19 protein-coding genes are annotated in these 18,367 nt (G+C 33.9%); 17 read left to right on the plus strand and 2 right to left on the minus strand.

Annotated features, from left to right (window positions below; genetic code table 11):
* The first annotated feature begins 25 nt into the window (after nt 1–25).
* From AB3G36_RS15075 to AB3G36_RS15090, 4 genes are all read left to right on the plus strand, one after another.
* A complete protein-coding gene (locus tag AB3G36_RS15075; RefSeq protein ID WP_367754068.1) occupies nt 26–1,105 on the plus strand; it encodes an efflux RND transporter periplasmic adaptor subunit in 1,080 nt (359 codons plus the stop codon).
* Nucleotides 1,106–1,167: 62 nt separating this feature from the next.
* On the plus strand, nt 1,168–4,359 hold the full coding sequence (locus AB3G36_RS15080) for an efflux RND transporter permease subunit (protein ID WP_367754070.1): 3,192 nt from the start codon (nt 1,168–1,170) through the stop codon (nt 4,357–4,359).
* A 79-nt stretch (nt 4,360–4,438) separates the two neighbouring features.
* Nucleotides 4,439–4,744, plus strand: a complete 306-nt coding sequence (locus AB3G36_RS15085; RefSeq protein ID WP_367754072.1) for a hypothetical protein — start codon at nt 4,439–4,441, stop codon at nt 4,742–4,744.
* Nucleotides 4,745–4,757: 13 nt separating this feature from the next.
* A complete protein-coding gene (locus tag AB3G36_RS15090; protein WP_367754074.1) occupies nt 4,758–4,943 on the plus strand; it encodes a DUF2892 domain-containing protein in 186 nt (61 codons plus the stop codon).
* A gap of 142 nt (nt 4,944–5,085) precedes the next feature.
* Here AB3G36_RS15090 and AB3G36_RS15095 read toward each other — a convergent pair whose 3' ends face one another.
* Together AB3G36_RS15095 and AB3G36_RS15100 are read right to left on the minus strand one after the other, a co-directional pair.
* Nucleotides 5,086–6,093 (minus strand): type II toxin-antitoxin system antitoxin SocA domain-containing protein, encoded by a 1,008-nt coding sequence (locus AB3G36_RS15095; protein WP_367754076.1) that lies wholly within the window; start codon nt 6,091–6,093, stop codon nt 5,086–5,088.
* A gap of 20 nt (nt 6,094–6,113) precedes the next feature.
* Entirely contained in the window at nt 6,114–6,434 is a 321-nt protein-coding gene (locus tag AB3G36_RS15100) for a hypothetical protein (RefSeq protein WP_367754078.1), read from the minus strand.
* Between the two features lie 507 nt (nt 6,435–6,941).
* Between AB3G36_RS15100 and AB3G36_RS15105 the strand changes: the two genes are divergently transcribed.
* The 13 genes from AB3G36_RS15105 (at nt 6,942) to trpA (ending at nt 18,239) form a co-directional block, all read left to right on the plus strand.
* Nucleotides 6,942–8,024 (plus strand): DNA alkylation repair protein, encoded by a 1,083-nt coding sequence (locus AB3G36_RS15105; protein ID WP_367754079.1) that lies wholly within the window; start codon nt 6,942–6,944, stop codon nt 8,022–8,024.
* 62 nt (nt 8,025–8,086) lie between these two features.
* A complete protein-coding gene (locus AB3G36_RS15110; protein WP_367754081.1) occupies nt 8,087–8,626 on the plus strand; it encodes a GNAT family N-acetyltransferase in 540 nt (179 codons plus the stop codon).
* Nucleotides 8,627–8,946: 320 nt separating this feature from the next.
* Nucleotides 8,947–9,402, plus strand: coding sequence for a MarR family winged helix-turn-helix transcriptional regulator (locus AB3G36_RS15115; protein WP_367754083.1), 456 nt, complete (start codon nt 8,947–8,949; stop codon nt 9,400–9,402).
* 11 nt (nt 9,403–9,413) lie between these two features.
* Entirely contained in the window at nt 9,414–10,046 is a 633-nt protein-coding gene (locus tag AB3G36_RS15120; RefSeq protein ID WP_367754085.1) for an NAD(P)H-dependent oxidoreductase, read from the plus strand.
* A gap of 39 nt (nt 10,047–10,085) precedes the next feature.
* Entirely contained in the window at nt 10,086–10,652 is a 567-nt protein-coding gene (locus AB3G36_RS15125; RefSeq protein ID WP_367754087.1) for a YceI family protein, read from the plus strand.
* 331 nt (nt 10,653–10,983) lie between these two features.
* Nucleotides 10,984–12,384: an anthranilate synthase component I family protein gene (locus AB3G36_RS15130; RefSeq protein WP_367754089.1), complete on the plus strand. Its 1,401-nt coding sequence runs from the start codon at nt 10,984–10,986 to the stop codon at nt 12,382–12,384.
* 93 nt (nt 12,385–12,477) lie between these two features.
* Nucleotides 12,478–13,041: an aminodeoxychorismate/anthranilate synthase component II gene (locus AB3G36_RS15135; protein ID WP_367754091.1), complete on the plus strand. Its 564-nt coding sequence runs from the start codon at nt 12,478–12,480 to the stop codon at nt 13,039–13,041.
* 54 nt (nt 13,042–13,095) lie between these two features.
* Entirely contained in the window at nt 13,096–14,088 is a 993-nt protein-coding gene (gene trpD, locus AB3G36_RS15140) for an anthranilate phosphoribosyltransferase (RefSeq protein ID WP_367754093.1), read from the plus strand.
* 84 nt (nt 14,089–14,172) lie between these two features.
* Nucleotides 14,173–14,958 carry an indole-3-glycerol phosphate synthase TrpC gene (gene trpC, locus AB3G36_RS15145; RefSeq protein WP_367754095.1) on the plus strand — a complete coding sequence of 262 codons (786 nt, stop codon included), beginning with the start codon at nt 14,173–14,175 and terminating at the stop codon, nt 14,956–14,958.
* 110 nt (nt 14,959–15,068) lie between these two features.
* Nucleotides 15,069–15,713, plus strand: coding sequence for a phosphoribosylanthranilate isomerase (locus tag AB3G36_RS15150; RefSeq protein ID WP_367754096.1), 645 nt, complete (start codon nt 15,069–15,071; stop codon nt 15,711–15,713).
* Nucleotides 15,714–15,729: 16 nt separating this feature from the next.
* Complete coding sequence (gene trpB, locus AB3G36_RS15155) at nt 15,730–16,911, plus strand: tryptophan synthase subunit beta (protein WP_367754098.1); 1,182 nt, start codon at nt 15,730–15,732, stop codon at nt 16,909–16,911.
* 194 nt (nt 16,912–17,105) lie between these two features.
* A complete protein-coding gene (locus AB3G36_RS15160) occupies nt 17,106–17,426 on the plus strand; it encodes a gamma-glutamylcyclotransferase family protein (RefSeq protein ID WP_367754100.1) in 321 nt (106 codons plus the stop codon).
* A 51-nt stretch (nt 17,427–17,477) separates the two neighbouring features.
* Nucleotides 17,478–18,239 (plus strand): tryptophan synthase subunit alpha, encoded by a 762-nt coding sequence (gene trpA, locus AB3G36_RS15165; protein WP_367754102.1) that lies wholly within the window; start codon nt 17,478–17,480, stop codon nt 18,237–18,239.
* Nucleotides 18,240–18,367 lie beyond the last annotated feature (128 nt).

Consider the following 18,367-nt stretch of genomic DNA (forward strand, 5'->3'; position numbering starts at 1 on the left):
GACAAAAATAATCAAACGAAAAACCATGAAAAAAATAATAACACTAATTTCAATCTCCCTTTTTATTTTAACATCCTGCAACGGAGAGAAAAAAGAAGCGGTTGCTGAATCTCCTGCAATTGCCGTAAAAGTAAGCGGAGTATCCGAAAATGATAACAGTCCATTTGTAAGTGCAAGTGGGAAAATTGAGGCCGAAAATAGTGCCGATTTAAGTACCCGAATGATGGGTTATGTAACTAAAGTTCATGTAACTATTGGTCAAAAAGTAAGCGCTGGACAATCATTAGTAAGCATCAACAATTCAGATTTACAAGCTAAAAAAGCACAAGTAGACGCTAGTATTCTTCAAGCAACTGCTGGTTACAATAGCGCTAAAAAAGATTATGATCGTTTTACAAACTTATTCAAACAACAAAGTGCTTCTCAAAAAGAATTAGACGATATGACTGCTCGTTACGAAATGGCAAAAGCAGGACTTGAAGGGGCAAAACAAATGCGAAATGAGGTTTTGGCACAGTTCAATTATTCTAATATTACGGCTCCATTCTCTGGAGTGGTGACTAATACTTTTGTAAAAGAAGGTGATATGGCTAATCCTGGTATGCCGCTGGTAAGCGTTGAAGGAGCTTCAAAATTACAAGTGACTGCAATGGTTTCGGAAAGTGATATTACCAGTATAAAAAAAGGAATGCCTGTCAGCATTTTGGTAAAATCATCCAATGAAAAACTTACCGGAAAAGTAAGCGAAGTGAGTTTGTCTGCAAAAAACACAGGCGGACAATATCTGGTAAAAATAAATTTGGACAAAACGGACAGTTCGGTATTGTCAGGAATGTTTGTCAATGTGCAGTTTCCTGTTGAAAACAAGGTAAACGCCACCCAAAGCAATGTGACTTTGGTTCCCGAAAGTGCTTTGATAAGACAAGGACAACTTACAGGAATCTACACCATAGGAAATGAAAGTGTGGCTATCCTAAGATGGTTGCGTACCGGAAAAACTTTTGGCAACCAAGTAGAAGTGCTTTCCGGATTATCAGCCGACGAAAAATATATTGTATCCGCCGAAGGAAAATTGTTTAACGGAGCTAAGGTAAGTGTTCAGTAAATCAGTAAATAGTATTCAGTTTTAGGTAAAACCTGAAACTTTAAACTTTAAACAAAATAATTATGCAAGAAGGAATTTCAGGTAAAATTGCCAATTTTTTCATCAATTCAAAACTAACCATTTTGATGATGGTGGGTTTGATGATCATTGGTGTATATAGTTCTTTTCTCATTCCAAGAGAAGAAGAACCACAAATTAATGTTCCTATGGCCGACGTCATGGTGGGTTATCCAGGAGCGAGTCCTACTGAAGTAGAAAGCCGTGTGGCAAAACCGCTGGAGAAAATCATCTCTAATATTAAAGGGGTGGAACACGTGCACACGATGGCTATGAATGGTCAAGCGATGCTTATTGTTCAGTTTTATGTAGGTCAAGATGTGGAGCGTTCGTATGTAAAATTGTACGACGAACTAGCAAAACACGAAGATATGTTCCCAAAAGGAGTATACAAACCGATGGTAAAAACACGTTCTATTGATGATGTTCCTATGCTTGGGATCACGCTTTGGAGCGAAAAAATGGATGATTTTCAATTGCGTCAAATTGCTGAAGAAGTAACTTCGGAAATTGAAAAAGTAAAAGATGTTGCCATTACCAAAGAAATTGGTGGACGTAGTAGAACACTAAAAGTAGTTTTAGACAAAGATAAAATGGCTGAGAATGGCATTGATGCTTTGGGTATCATGCAAATGATTCAAACCAATAACAGTAGTTCTCAATCGGGAAGTTTTGTAAATCAAGATCAAGAATATTTGATTACTACAGGGAAATTCTTAACCTCAGCCGATGATGTAGAAAATCTTGTTGTAGGTGTCAATAAAAATATGCCGGTTTACTTAAAACAAGTGGCTACGATTCAAGACGGACCATCGACTGCTAGAAATTATGTGTCTTTTGGTTACGGTAAAACAAACGAAAACTATAAAAGCGCCCAATCTGAATATCCAGCGGTTACGATATCTGTAGGTAAAGTAAAAGGGGCTGATGCCATGAAAATTTCGGAGAAAATCATTGAAAAAGTAAACCATTTAAAATCGAACTTGATTCCGAACGATGTTCATGTTGAGGTAACTCGTAATTATGGAGAAACAGCATCAGACAAAGTGGGTGAATTGTTAATGCACTTAGGAATTGCAATTTTGGCGGTTACGATCTTAGTGATGTTTGCTATGGGCTGGAGAGGTGGATTAGTAGTTTTCTTCTCGGTTCCATTGACTTTTGCTTTGACATTATTCAGTTACTATATGCTGGATTATACGTTGAATAGAATTACACTTTTCGCCTTGGTATTCGTGGTGGGAATTGTCGTCGATGACAGTATTATTATCGCAGAGAATATGCACAGGCATTTCAAGATGAAGCGATTGCCTTTTAAACAAGCCGCTATTTACGCGATAAATGAAGTAGGAAATCCAACGATTTTAGCAACATTTACGGTTATTGCCGCTATATTACCAATGGCGTTTGTATCTGGAATGATGGGACCTTATATGAGTCCGATGCCTATAGGCGCTTCGATTGCCATGATCTTATCACTGTTTGTTGCCTTGACTGTTACGCCTTATTTGGGATACCATTTACTACAAGAAAAAGATACGCAAGAACATAAAGAAGCCGAAGGTTTAGAAACTAACTTTATATATAAGATTTACAACAAGCTAGAGCGTCCTTTATTGGAAAGCAGCATGAAGCGTAGAGTGCTTGTAGGTGTGACTGTTTTATTATTGTTTGGTTCTGTTGCTATGTTTTTTACCAAATCAGTTTTGGTAAAAATGTTGCCTTTTGATAATAAAAATGAATTTCAAGTGGTAATTGATATGCCTGAAGGAGCAACTCTGGAAAGAACATCAGCGGTTACTAAAGAAATTGCGCAATATTTAACGACCATTCCAGAAGTCGTTAATTATCAAAACTACATTGGAACATCAGCACCAATTACATTTAACGGATTAGTGCGCCATTATGATTTGCGTGGTGGAAGTAATATGGCTGATATTCAAGTAAATTTATTACACAAAGAAGATCGAAAATTACAAAGTCACGACATCGCAAAAACGGTACGTCCTGAAATTCAGAAAATAGCTAAAAAATATGGTGCAAATGTAAAAATTATCGAAGTGCCACCAGGACCTCCTGTATTATCAACATTGGTTGCTGAGGTTTACGGACCAAATTACAAAGATCAAATTAAAGTGGCGCAGCAAGTAAAAGACATTTTACATAAAACAGATGGTATTGTAGATATCGACTGGACTGTAGAAGACAATCAAATAGAATACAAACTGGAAGTGGACAAAGAAAAAGCAATGCTGAACGGAATTGCACCACAACAAATAGTGGGGAATTTGACTTATTTATTGAAGGAATATCCTATTTCTAATTTGTATGCCGAAAATTCTAATGATAATGTAGCTATTGTTCTTTCGCTTGACGATAAAGACAAAACAAGCTTGCAAGACATTCAGAACTTGAAAATAAAAGGAACTCAAGGGAATATGATTCCTGTAAGTGATTTGGTAAAAGTAAAAACAGATACGCTACAAAAAACCATTTATAGAAAAGATCAAAAACGGGTGGTTTATGTAACAGCAGATATGGCTGGAGCACTAGAAAGTCCTGTGTATGCCATTCTGGGAATGACCGAGAAATTGGACAAAATGAGTATTCCAAAAGGATATAAAGTCAATGAATTGTACATGGAACAACCTATGGATGAAAGTGATTTCACTGTAAAATGGGATGGAGAATGGCAGATTACTTTAGAAGTATTCCGTGATTTAGGTGTTGCCTTTATGGTAGCCATCGTAATCATCTACATGTTGATTGTAGGCTGGTTCCAGAACTTTAAAACACCGATCGTGATGATGCTTGCGATTCCGTTATCATTAATTGGGATTGTATTTGGTCACTGGTTATTGGGCGCTTATTTTACTGCTACTTCTTTCATTGGTATGATTGCCTTGGCAGGAGTTATGGTGAGAAACTCGGTTTTACTGATTGACTTTATCGAAATACGATTGAATGACGGTGTCGAATTGAAGCAAGCCATTATCGAGGCTGGAGCAGTAAGAACCTCCCCTATTCTATTGACAACTGGAGCAGTTGTAATTGGAGCGTCTATCATCTTATTTGATCCGTTGTTTCAAGGACTGGCTATTTCATTGGTATTTGGAGCAATTGTTTCTACTATTCTTACTTTGATTGTGGTACCGTTAATTTATTACATCACAGAGAGAAAGAAATGGGAAAAATAAAAATTGTTCAAAGTTTAAAGTTTAAAGTTACAGCACTAAAACCTTAAACTTCAAACTTCAAACCTTAAACAAAAAAACAATGAAACTACTTATCATAACAGCCATAACGGCATTTGACGCAGCCATCAAAAAAATGCTTAAAAAAGCAGATGTAAAAACATTTACCTATAAGGAGGTGACAGGATTTAAAGATATTTCTGAAGAAGCAATTGAAAGTAATTGGTTTGGAAGCGAAATGAATGAAAACGAATCTATTTTGTATTATGCTTTTGTAAAGAAAGAAAATGTAGATCTGTTTTTTGAACTGGTAAATGAATTTAATTTGGAACAAAAGACTTTGTCCAATATTCATATTGCCGTATTAAACATTGAAAAATCAAATTAATAAAAATTAGAAAATGAAAAATAAAGTATTTAGAATTATCGTGGGATCTTTTATCTTAATCAGTTTAGCATTGACTATCTATGTAAATCAAAACTGGATGTGGTTCACCGCTTTTATAGGCGTTAATTTAATTCAATCTGCCTTTACCAAATGGTGTTTGCTAGAGACTATTTTAACTAAAATTGGTTTGAAAGACTAATTCTAGTTTTTATATAAAATTCAAAACCCGAGTTGTAAAAGCAGCTCAGGTTTTTTTTATGGATTGGAGTGAAGGAATCGATAAAACGTAAAAAGTTCTATATATTTGATGGTATAAGTTACTTGGCAAACATTTGAAAAAATCAGACGTGAATTAATTCAAATGCATAATTATAATCTATTAAACTTTTGCTTTTTTCATTCTCTAACCAAGCTTTTTCCTCATGGCTTTTCCCCATTATTTGAGTAGCATTGCAACCTCTGAATGTATTTACAATAACGTTTAAAGACTCTATTTCTTCGGAATTGAATAATTCTGAATTAAAATCTTTTTGACTGGATTTATAAAAGCATTTACCCCAATATCCATTTCCATAATCTTCCACTTTCATGAAAATATAGTCCTTATTTACAGCGTAATCAAATATACCTCCAAATCTTACTGGAACTGGACCATAATTATGCGCCATATAATTTGCGCCACTTATTGAATATGCTGTATTCTTATAATTATAAAAATCAGAATAAAATAATAATTTATTCATCATTGTTTCCGTAGGATTCAGCTTTTCAGCAAAAAACAAAATCATATTTGACATCTTTTCCATATCAGGTTTTCTATAACCTGTATAATTATCAGGTAACCTATTTTCAAATAAAATGCCTACATAATTTTTATCATCTTTGCTTTCTCGATAATTTTCAATGACAACTTCAATCCTTTTAAGGATTTTTATTTTTTCTTCATCATTCAAATCATTGTTTAAATCAACTAATAACTTAAAGTTCAAAATACTATTTGAAACCGTATTAATTAAATTAGCATTTGCTAAACTTGGAACTTCCCCCTTTTCATAATTCCTATAGCTATTCGTCCCAAAACCCAATATTTTGGACATCATACTTGCAGATAAACCATAAGTATTCCTTAATTTAATAATTTGGTCCGGAAAAGGGATATTATGCTTATCCCTATATTGATTATACACTTGATTTAAATTAAATTCATCCAACTCTGTGGTTGTAAATGATTCTACGCTATCTGCACAATAATAACTTTTGTGATTATATTCAAATTTTTCTTTTCTAAATTCCAAAATATTTTTTTCAATTTGTAAGGTCATTTCCTTACCTGTGATTGGACTTTTCATAATTAATTTGTTTTTTTAGTTTAATCCTTAAGTGGGAATTCCATTGGGAATTCGGCCTTATGAAAAGAAATACAAATTGCTTGGTCTGTGATTTTTGAAATAGTCAACTTAATATAAATTTGCTGACCTTTAATTGTTTTACCGAAAACCCACATTTCAGCTCCCCCTTGTTGAGTTTCCTCTAAAGGACCTTCACTATAATCCTCAATTTCTAGATTGAAAATTATTTCTTCACGCATTTTGGCAGTAATACTTAAATCTGCAAGATTTTGAATACTATTTTTGGGGCGATTGGAGAAGATAATGCCCCATACTTTAATAATCTGCTTCAGTTTTTGCAATTGCTTTATCCGCCATCTTAACGTGTTAAATTATATGCAAATATATAAACATTAAAATAAAAAACACTATAAAGTTGAACTATTAACAAAATAGAAGTAATTAAACAACTTTAAAGTTTATAAATAAAAAAAAACAACCAGTAGTTTAATTTAATGATTTGTCTATATTTTTAAAGGCTTGGTATTGGCTCATTAATACCGAAAGCAAGCCTCTGGAATGTACTAACAATTAAAAAATACAAAAAATAACCAATAAACAACTCGCCCTATCTTCCAATACAATTTGCTCTTTTTTAAAAATAACGGAACGCAAACGCTCTCATTTTCATCTCCCCAATGACCTAAAACTGAAATTACAGGAATCAGTGTTTATCCAAAATCAATGACGTACTTATTCCATCATTGAAAATAGCGGTTTAATTATTTTCTTAACAAAACGAGATAGAACTTAAAATAAAGAAAATGCTACCTTTGCTGGTGGCATTTTCTAATTAGTAAAAATAAAATATGGCAGCAGAATTGAAGGAGATGTTCAATAAAAAATTCTATGAGCGTTTAGCAACAGCATTTAATAATGCAGATGTGAATTTTAATACTACAAAATTCATTGATGAAGTAACTATTGGATTAGAAAACAGGTCGTTAAATGAACGATTGCGTTTTACATCCATTACACTTAAAAATCACCTTCCATTAGATTTTAAAGAAGCCATACAACTATTAAACAAAGTAATTCCAAACAGTCCAACGGGTTATACGGCACTTGTTTTTCCTGATTATGTGGGGCAATTTGGTATTCATGATTTTGAAACTTCTATGGAAGCATTGGCTTATTACACCCAGTTTGGCTCTTCGGAATTTGCCATTCGGGAATTTTTGAAACACGATTTTGATAAAACCATTGAAGTGATGAAAGTATGGGCAAATTCTCCCAATCATCACATACGAAGACTGGCTTCCGAAGGTTGCAGACCTCGCCTACCTTGGGCTATGGCTATCCCCGAACTTAAAAAAAATCCTTCTCCTATTCTGCCCTTATTGACCCATCTCAAATCAGATACCTCAGAATATGTTAGACGAAGCGTAGCAAACAATCTTAACGACATTGCTAAAGACAATCCAAAAATAGTTATTGAAATTGCCACCAACTGGAAAGGACACAGCAAGGAGACCGATGCTATTATAAAACACGGTTGTAGAACCTTGTTAAAGCAAGGAAACACTGAAATTTTAAAACACTTTGGACTTGATAGCTCAAATGTAGCCATCGCCAATTTTGAAATAAGTACTCCAAAAGTAGCTATTGGAAACCATTTGGAGTTTTCGTTTTCTGTTCAAAATAATAATGAAAAACAACAAACGGTACGACTTGAATATGCGGTTTATTATCTTCGACAAAACGGCCAACTTTCAAAGAAAGTATTTAAAATAAGTGAACGTCTTTTTGAACCCAATCAATCTTCTGATATTTTAAGAAGGCAAAGTTTTAAACTCATTACGACTCGAAAATTTTACGCTGGACAACAAAAACTTTCGATTATCATAAATGGAGAAGAAAAAGATAATGCTTCATTTGAACTGACAGATTAAAAAATCGTCTACCTCGCAGCTAAATGTTAATTATATTCGCTACCACTAAAACCAAACCTAAAATGAACTTTTTACCCTTTCCAGAAATAAAAACAGAGCGCCTATTATTGCGAAAAATCGAAGAATCAGATGCTCCAGTTATCTTATACTTAAGATCAGATGAAACCATTAATCAGTTCATCGAAAGACCTGAAAATAGAAAAACAAAAACACTCGAACAAGCCTTACAATTTATTACCGAAATCAATCAAGACTTCGAAAACAATAAATCAGTGACATGGGGAATCGTTTATGGTAATGAACCACAAATTATAGGTACGATTTGTTTGTGGAGTTTTTCGGAGAATAATACAATTGCTGAAGTGGGGTATGGATTAAATCCTGAATTTCAAAATAAAGGAATCATGACGGAAGTATTAAAATGCGTCATTGATTTTGGTTTTAATAAATTAAAGCTAGCCAAGATAGAGGCATTTACACATACTAAAAACGAAAATTCTAGAAAACTACTAGAAAAATGCGGTTTACATTTTATGCAAAATCGAAAAGATGATGATAATGGTTCCAATGTTATTTACGAGATCCTAAATAACAAGAGTTAGTCCTTTATATTAATAGTACGTGATTTAACTTGCAATGATAACTCAAAGCAAACCAAAAAAAGGGATAAAAAAGAGCGAAACGCTACTTCTGTCACCTTTTAAAACTAATCTAAAAGCTATAATTTTATACTAATTAAAAAAAATGACTTTTAGATCGAGCATTTACCTACTTCAAAACAAACTCATAATACACTGAAAAACAATAACTTAATAACTAACCGATTCCGTCTAAATAAAATAACTACAAATAATTAACCTAACACTTGTATATACAAATAAAAAAAGTGTTACATTTGTACCAACAAATAAGATAGGGTATTATGAAAATTGAAGATGAAATAAAAAGCACCATACCATTAGATATTTCAAAAAAAATTATTTTGAATATTTTATATACTCAAAATATCACAAATGAAAAATTTAATGAAGTGATGAAACCTTATGACATCTCTGGAGAACAATATAATGTGTTACGAATATTAAGAGGTCAAAAAGGAAATCCGGCTAACATGTGTGTGATACAAGAGCGCATGATAGCAAAAACAAGTAACACCACCCGCTTAGTTGATAAATTATTATTAAAGAATTTTGTTACAAGGAATGTTTGTCCTGAAAACAGAAGAAAAATTGAAGTGATGATTACTCAAAAAGGATTAGATGTTTTAACTGAATTAGATCCTAAAGTGATAGAACATGAGAAATACTTCTCCAAGAATTTAAATACCGAAGAGTTAGAATTATTAAATGAATTATTAGAAAAATACAGAAATCAATAAATATAAAAATTATGAATACCTTTTTAGATAAACAAAACTGGCGTTATGCTACAAAAAAATTTGATAGCGCAAAAAAAATTTCAACAGCAGATTTAGACACTTTAAAAGAAGCCATTCGTTTGAGTACCTCTTCTTATGGATTACAGCCTTATAAAGTACTAATAGTTGAGAACCCAGAATTAAGAGCAAAAATTCAACCAGCAGCATGGGGACAATCGCAAATTGTTGATGCTTCTCACTTAATTATTTTTGCAAATGAAACCAATGTTGATGACACAACAATTGATAGTTATTTGAAAAACATTAGTGAAACAAGAAATACTCCAATTGAAGCTTTGTCTGGTTATGGTGATTTCATGAAATCAAAAATAACAACATTAGAACCTGAAATCAAAAAAAATTGGACATCAAAACAAACGTATTTAGCTTTAGCAAATTTATTAAATGCTGCAGCTGAACTAAAAATTGATGCTACACCAATGGAAGGTTTCGATCCAGCACAGGTAAATGAAATATTAGGCTTAAATGAACTAGGCTTAAACGCTTCATTAATAGCAACATTAGGTTACAGACATGCTGAAGATGAAACTCAACATTACCCAAAAGTTAGAAAATCAAACGAGGATTTATTTATTACACTATAATCATTAATTAAAATCAATTTTAACACAAAAATTAAACACATGAAAAATTTAAAATCAATTGCATTAGCATTAGTAGTAGTTTTATCTACAGTATCAGTATCTGCACAAACTAAAAAAGTAGATGCATCAGCAAGTACAATCAACTGGGTTGGTAAAAAAGTAACAGGACAACATAATGGTACTGTAAACCTTAAAGATGGTGCACTTGTTTTCAAAGGAGCAAAATTAGTAGGTGGAACTTTCACAGTTGACATGACATCATTGACTTCTACTGATCTTTCAGGTGAATACCAAGGAAAATTAAACGGTCACTTGAAATCAGAAGATTTCTTTGGAACTGAAAAATTCCCAACTTCTACATTAGTTTTCAAAAAAATTGGAGCAAAAGCTAAAAATGTTTACACGGTTACTGCTGATTTAACAATTAAAGGAATCACTAAACCAGTAACTTTTGATATCGCTGTGAACGGAAATACAGCAACAACAGCATTCAACGTAGATAGAACTAAATATGACATTAAATACGGTTCAGGAAGTATTTTTGATAACCTTGGAGACAAAGCAATCTCTGATGAATTTGAATTAGCAGTAGCTTTAAAATTCTAAATATTATATAATACCACGTTTACTAATTCGCCCAACAAGTAATTGTTGGGTTTTTTATTTCAATCTATCTAATAATCTAACAAAAAAGATTAAAAAATTAGATTTTTTTTAGTTTATTGTATTTGAATAACCAATTTACATTTATATATTTGTAACATGAAAACAACAATAAACAATACTTGGTGGTGGAACAATTTACGTCAATAGTCGTGAACTAAGCTCCTATAGTATTATCAAATATAAATATAAAAGGCTTGTCATGACGACAGGCCTTTTTTTTGTGCTAAAAAGTTACCTTTCATCAAATTATAAATTATAAAAATTATTTCAATTGAAACTATTTACTTTAAATACTAAATACAAACAAATACTTGCAGATACGATAACTCCTGTGAGTGTTTATTTAAAAATACGTGATAAATTCCCTAATAGTTTATTGCTTGAAAGTAGTGATTATCATGGAAGTGACAACAGTTTTTCTTACATCTGCTGTAATCCCATCGCTTCTATAAAAATAGAAAACGAAACTATTTTCAAAACCTATCCTGATGGGACTTCTGAAAAAATAGCGATTGATGAAAATACTTCAATTCCAGAAGTTATTCAAGAATTTTCACACCAATTCAAATCAGAAAAAAATGATTTTAAATTCATAAACAATGGGTTATTTGGATATATCTCTTATGATGCAGTTCGTTATTTTGAAAAAGTAAAAATTGCCAAAAAAGAAAATAGCAATACCATTCCTGATGTGTATTATGCCGTATACCAAAATATAATTGCGATTAACCATTTCAAAAATCAAGCTTATATTTTCTGTCATAGTTTAGATGGAAGAAATAATATTTCAGAGATGGAGCAACTTTTACAATCAAGAAATATTGCCTCTTATAAGTTTACCAAAGAAGGAGAAGGTTTCTCTAACTTAACTGATGAAGAGTTTAAACACAATGTGGCTTTGGCCAAAAAGCATTGTTTCCGTGGAGATGTATTTCAATTAGTATTATCACGCCGTTTCACTCAAGGTTTCAAAGGAGATGAATTCAATGTATATAGAGCATTAAGAAGCATCAACCCATCCCCTTACCTCTTCTTTTTTGATTATGGTGATTTCAAAATATTTGGCTCTTCGCCCGAAGCTCAAATTATAGTTAAAGACCGTAAGGCAGAAATTCATCCTATAGCAGGAACGTTCAAGCGTACTGGTGATGATGAAAAAGATGCGGTTCTTGCCAAACAATTATCTGAAGACAAAAAAGAAAATAGCGAACATGTGATGTTGGTTGATCTAGCTCGTAATGATTTAAGCCGCAACGGTCATAACGTAAATGTAGAACGCTATAGAGAAGTGCAGTTTTTCTCACATGTCATTCATTTAGTTTCAAAAGTAACGGGGCATTTACATGAAAAAGCCACTACAATGCAAGTCGTAGCGGATACTTTCCCTGCTGGAACATTGAGTGGAGCACCTAAACACAGAGCGATGCAACTCATTGAAGATTATGAAAAAACAAATCGTAATTTCTACGGTGGTGCCATTGGATTTATGGATTTTGAAGGCAACTTTAATCACGCCATAATGATTAGAACATTCCTAAGCAAAAATCACCAATTGCATTCTCAAGCCGGTGCAGGAATTGTAGCCAGCTCTGATGAAGAAAGTGAAATGCAAGAAGTATATAACAAATTAAGAGCATTGAATACCGCACTTGATTTGGCAGAAACAATTTAAAAAATAATTAAAAGATTTAATAATTTAAGTATTTAAAGATTCCTCAAAATGAGCTTTTTTCAATCTTTAAATCTTTCAATTTTCAATAAAAAAATGAAAATACTAGTTATAGATAATTACGATAGTTTCACATACAATCTGGTACATTACCTAGAGGATTTAAACTGTGAAGTGACAGTATATAGAAACGATGAATTTGATATTGATGAAATAGCGCGTTTTGATAAAATACTACTTTCTCCAGGTCCTGGAATTCCAGATGAAGCAGGATTATTGAAAGCCGTAATCGAAAAATACGGTCCTACCAAAAGTATCTTTGGTGTATGTCTTGGTCAGCAAGCCATTGGTGAAGTATATGGAGGAACGCTTTCTAATCTTGACAAAGTGTATCATGGTATAGCTACCAATGTAAAAACCGTTGTCGATGATGAACTTTTATTTGAAGGTTTGGGCAATGAATTTGAAGTAGGACGCTACCATTCTTGGGTGGTTGACACCAATTTACCTGACGTTCTTGAAGCCACTTCATTTGACGAAAATGGACAAGTAATGTCGTTGCGTCACAGAACCTATGATGTACGTGGCGTGCAATTTCATCCCGAAAGCGTTTTGACACCAAACGGAAAAAAAATGCTAGAGAATTGGGTTAAAGCATAATGTTCAATTTTTAGAACTTGAAACTTTAAACCTGAAACTTTAAACAAAAACAAAATGAAAAACATACTAAATAGATTAATCAACCACGAAATGCTATCCAAAGAAGAGGCAAAAAATGTATTGGTTAATATCTCAAACGGAAGTTATAATCCAAGTCAGATTTCGGCATTTCTTACCGTGTATATGATGCGTAGCATTAGTATTGAGGAACTTGCAGGATTTAGAGAAGCACTATTGGAATTGTGCATTCGTGTTGATTTAGCATCCTATAATGCTATTGATTTATGTGGAACTGGTGGTGACGGAAAAGACACTTTCAATATCTCTACATTGGCTTCATTTATAGCTGCTGGTGCTGGAATTAAAGTCGCTAAACATGGTAATTACGGTGTTTCTTCCATCTCTGGATCTAGTAATGTCATGGAAAAATTAGGAATCAAATTTAGCAATGACGCCGATTTTCTAGAAAATTCGATAGATAAAGCGGGTATTTGTATTTTACATGCTCCCCTTTTTCATCCCGCTATGAAAAATGTAGGTCCAATACGAAAAGAATTGGCCGTAAAAACCTTTTTCAATATGTTAGGACCTATGGTAAATCCTTCTTTTCCAAAAAATCAGTTGGTAGGTGTTTTCAACCTAGAACTAGCTAGAATGTATGCGTATTTATATCAAAATACCGATGTGAATTTCACCATTCTACATTCACTAGACGGCTATGATGAAGTGTCATTAACAAGTCCAACAAAGATTATCACTAGCAGTATGGAAGGAATGCTATCCCATGAAAGTTTTGGTGTTCGCCTTTTATCCCAAAGTGAAATCGGGGGAGGAAAAACAATCGATGAGTCGGCACAAATGTTTATTGATATCCTATCAGGTAAAGGCAATGAAGCACAAAATAATGTAGTATGTGCCAATGCAGCTATGGCAATTGCAACAGTTACAAAATGTACGCCCTTGGAAGGTTTCGCTCAGGCCAAAGAAAGTTTACTTTCAGGAAAAGGATTAAAAGCGTTGAAAACGTTGCAGGAGTTAAGTAAATAAAAAAATAGTTTAAGGTTTAAGGTTTAAAGTTGCTCAAAACGGGGACTTTAAACTTTAAACAAAGAAAACTTTAAACAAAAAACAATGAACATCTTAGATAAAATAATAGTTGATAAAAAACGAGAAGTCATTCTCAAGAAATCCATAATTCCCGTTTCGCAATTGGAAGCTTCGATTTTCTTTGATAAAAAGACTATTCCATTAAGTGAAAACTTAAGAAACAGTACTACTGGAATCATTGCGGAGCACAAACGTCGTTCTCCTTCAAAATCAGTTATCAATCATAGTTTTACCGTAGAAGAAGTGGTAAAAGGATATGAAACTGCCGGTGCTTGTGGTATTTCAGTATTGACTGATGGGAAATATTTTGGAGGTTCTTTGGATGATTTGCTTTTGGCAAGAGCTTCAGTAAATATTCCGCTATTGCGAAAAGAATTTATTGTCGATGAATACCAAATCCTAGAAGCCAAAGCACATGGAGCCGATTTGATTCTACTAATCGCAGCGGTTTTAACGCGTGACGAAATCAAATTATTATCTGAGTTTGCCAAAAGTTTAGGGTTAGAGGTTTTACTTGAAGTGCATAATCTAGAAGAATTAGAAAAATCGATCATGCCTACCTTAGATATGATAGGTGTGAACAATAGAAACCTAAAAACCTTCGAGGTAAGTTTGGATTTCAGCAAGCAATTGGCTGATAAAATCCCGAATGAGTTCGTCAAAGTTTCCGAAAGTGGAATATCGTCAATCGAAGCCATAACTGAATTAAAACCATACGGATACAAAGGTTTTTTGATAGGGGAAAACTTCATGAAAACAGATAATGCTGGTCAAGCCGCTACGGAATTTATAAAGCAATTAACTCGTTAGAGAAAAGAAAAAAGAGCAAAGAATAATATAGAATAAAATTAAAGCACAGCTTAGCGAACTTCGCGAAACCCTTGCGCACTTTACGGTTAAATACGTTTAAATAAAAGATTATGAAAATCAAAATCTGCGGTATGAAATATCCCGACAATATTCTCGAACTAGGAGCGCTCCTACCCGATTATATGGGATTTATATTTTGGAAAAAGTCAGCGCGCTATTTTGATGGAATTATTCCTGAATTGCCAAAATCAATAAAAAAAACGGGCGTATTTGTCAATGAATCGATAGCAACTATTGTTGAAAAAGTAAAGCAACACGATTTACAAGCGGTACAATTGCATGGCAAAGAATCAGTCGCTTTTTGTGCCGAATTAAAAAAAACATTGTTAAAGGATATCGAAATCATAAAAGTATTTTCAATTTTGGATACCTTTGACTTTGAACAGCTTAAACCATTTGAATCGGTTTGTGATTATTTCCTTTTTGATACCAAGGGAAAATTACCTGGCGGAAACGGAACCACTTTCGATTGGAAAGTTTTAGAAAAATATCCCTCATCAAAACCTTTTTTCCTAAGTGGCGGAATAGGTCTCGAGGAATTGATTGATGTTAATGAAATTTTAAAAACCAATTTACCTGTTCATGCAATTGATCTAAACAGTAAATTTGAAATAGAACCTGGATTAAAAAATATATCATTCTGTAGAGAAGCGCTGCAGAGCGTCTCCACGTTTAACCGTGCAGAAAATAAATAAAATAAAAATTAAAAAAATGTCATACAACGTAAACGAAAAAGGCTATTACGGAGAATTTGGAGGAGCCTACATTCCTGAAATGTTATATCCAAATGTGGAAGAGTTGCGTCAGAATTATTTAAAAATTACGGCCGACCCAGATTTCCAAGCTGAATTCGATGCCTTATTAAAAGATTACGTAGGTCGCCCTACACCATTATATTTTGCAGAACGTTTATCTGAAAAATACGGAACTAAAATCTACCTAAAAAGAGAAGATTTATGCCATACTGGAGCACACAAAGTAAATAATACAATTGGCCAAATCCTTTTAGCCAAGCGTTTAGGTAAAAAACGCATCATTGCCGAGACTGGTGCTGGTCAACACGGTGTGGCAACTGCCACCGTATGTGCCTTGATGGGACTGGAATGTATTGTATACATGGGAGAAATTGACATCAAACGTCAGGCGCCAAACGTAGCCCGCATGAAAATGTTAGGTGCCGAAGTTCGTCCAGCACTTTCAGGTTCAAAAACCCTAAAAGATGCTACAAACGAAGCGATTCGCGACTGGATTAACAACCCCGTAGATACGTATTATATCATTGGATCAGTTGTAGGACCGCATCCATATCCGGATATGGTAGCGCGTTTCCAGTCTGTGATTTCTAAAGAAATTAAAGAGCAACTACTAGAAAAAGAAGGTCGTGAAAACCCAGATTATGTGATTGCTTGCGTAGGTGGCGGTAGCAACGCGGCTGGAGCCTATTACCATTTTCTAGACGAAAAAGATGTGAATATTATAGCTGTTGAAGCTGCTGGTTTAGGTGTGCATTCTGGTGAAAGTGCTGCAACTTCTGCTTTGGGAAAAGTGGGGGTTATTCACGGAAGTAAAACTTTGTTGATGCAAACGCCTGATGGCCAAATTACCGAGCCGTATTCTATTTCGGCAGGGTTAGATTACCCAGGTGTTGGACCTATGCACGCGCATTTATTTGCTTCGGGTAGAGCACAATTCATTTCAATTACCGATGATCAAGCGATGAATTGGGGACTGCAACTGTCCAAAATGGAAGGAATTATCCCTGCAATCGAGAGTGCTCATGCCTTTGCTGTACTGGACGAAATGAAGTTCAAAAAAGAAGATATTGTGGTCATCAATCTTTCGGGACGTGGCGATAAAGATTTAAATACCTATATCGATTATTTCAAATTATAGTTGGGTATACCCTGAATTTATTTCAGGGCGTTACCGTTTACCCTGAAAAATTTCAGGGCAAGCGGTCGGGCTATTCGCTAAATTTTTTGTTTCGTCCCTAGAGGCGGGACAAAACAAAAAGATACCGCTGCTATCCCTAACGCAAACAAAAACGAGAAGATTCAATTTTTAAATAAATTTTCAAAACAGAAAAAATGGAAAAATTATTCGCTTACGGAACCCTAAAAGACAAAGACATTCAAGAAGATGTTTTTGGACGAACACTTCGTGGAGTTCCTGAAACATTGATGGGATACGTAGTAAAAGAAATCCTAATTGAAGAAGAATTTGGAATGGAGCCTTATCCTATTATTGCTCCTACTCAAAACAATGAAGACACCATTGAAGGGATGGTTTATGATTTAACCGAAAAGGAATTGCAGCTTGCTGACACCTATGAAGGGAGCCATTACAAACGTGTTGAAGTACAGTTGCAGTCCAAAGAAATCGCTTGGGCCTATAGTGCTAAAATTTAAATACCAATAAATAAGCTAAAAACAGATTTCACATCTGAAAAAAATAGAATAATGAACAGAATAAATCAAAAACTACAAGAAGGTAAAAAGATACTTTCTATCTATTTCTCTGCTGGATATCCTAACCTAAATGATACCGTACAAATCATTGAAGATTTAGAAAAAAACGGAGTGGATATGATCGAAATTGGTTTGCCCTTTAGCGATCCATTAGCCGATGGACCAACCATTCAAGCCAGTTCTACCCAAGCCTTGCATAACGGTATGACAACGCAATTGTTGTTTGACCAACTAAAGGATATTCGTAAAACCGTGAGTATTCCTTTAGTAATTATGGGGTACTTTAACCCTATGTTGCAATATGGAGTAGAGAATTTTTGCAAGAAATGCCAAGAAATAGGAATCGATGGATTAATTATTCCAGACCTTCCTGTAGATGTTTATGCTGATCAATACAAAGCCACTTTTGAAAAGTACGGCTTAATCAATGTATTCTTGATTACTCCACAAACTTCAAATGAACGCATTCGTTTTATTGATAGCGTTTCTAATGGATTCATCTATATGGTGAGTTCCGCAAGTGTCACCGGTTCTCAATCTGGTTTTGGAAGCACACAAGAAAATTATTTCAGACGCATTGCCGACATGAACCTAAAAAACCCTCAAGTAATAGGATTTGGAATTAACAATGCCGAAACCTTCAACCAAGCCACACAATTTGCCAAAGGAGCCATTATAGGAAGCGCTTTTATTACGCATTTAACCGAAAATGGAACAGGTAAAATCGCTGATTTTGTCAAAGCAATTCGATAATGAAATCCTATTTTATAAAGAAGTAAAACGGCGTTTAAGTAATTTGAACGCCGTTTTTTTATTAATCCTTAACAAACTATCAGACCTATTTGTAGGTTTTTATATCTATATTAGCAAAAGTAAAAATG

The sequence above is a fragment of the Flavobacterium sp. WC2430 genome, from assembly GCF_040822075.1.
Lineage (GTDB): Bacteria > Bacteroidota > Bacteroidia > Flavobacteriales > Flavobacteriaceae > Flavobacterium.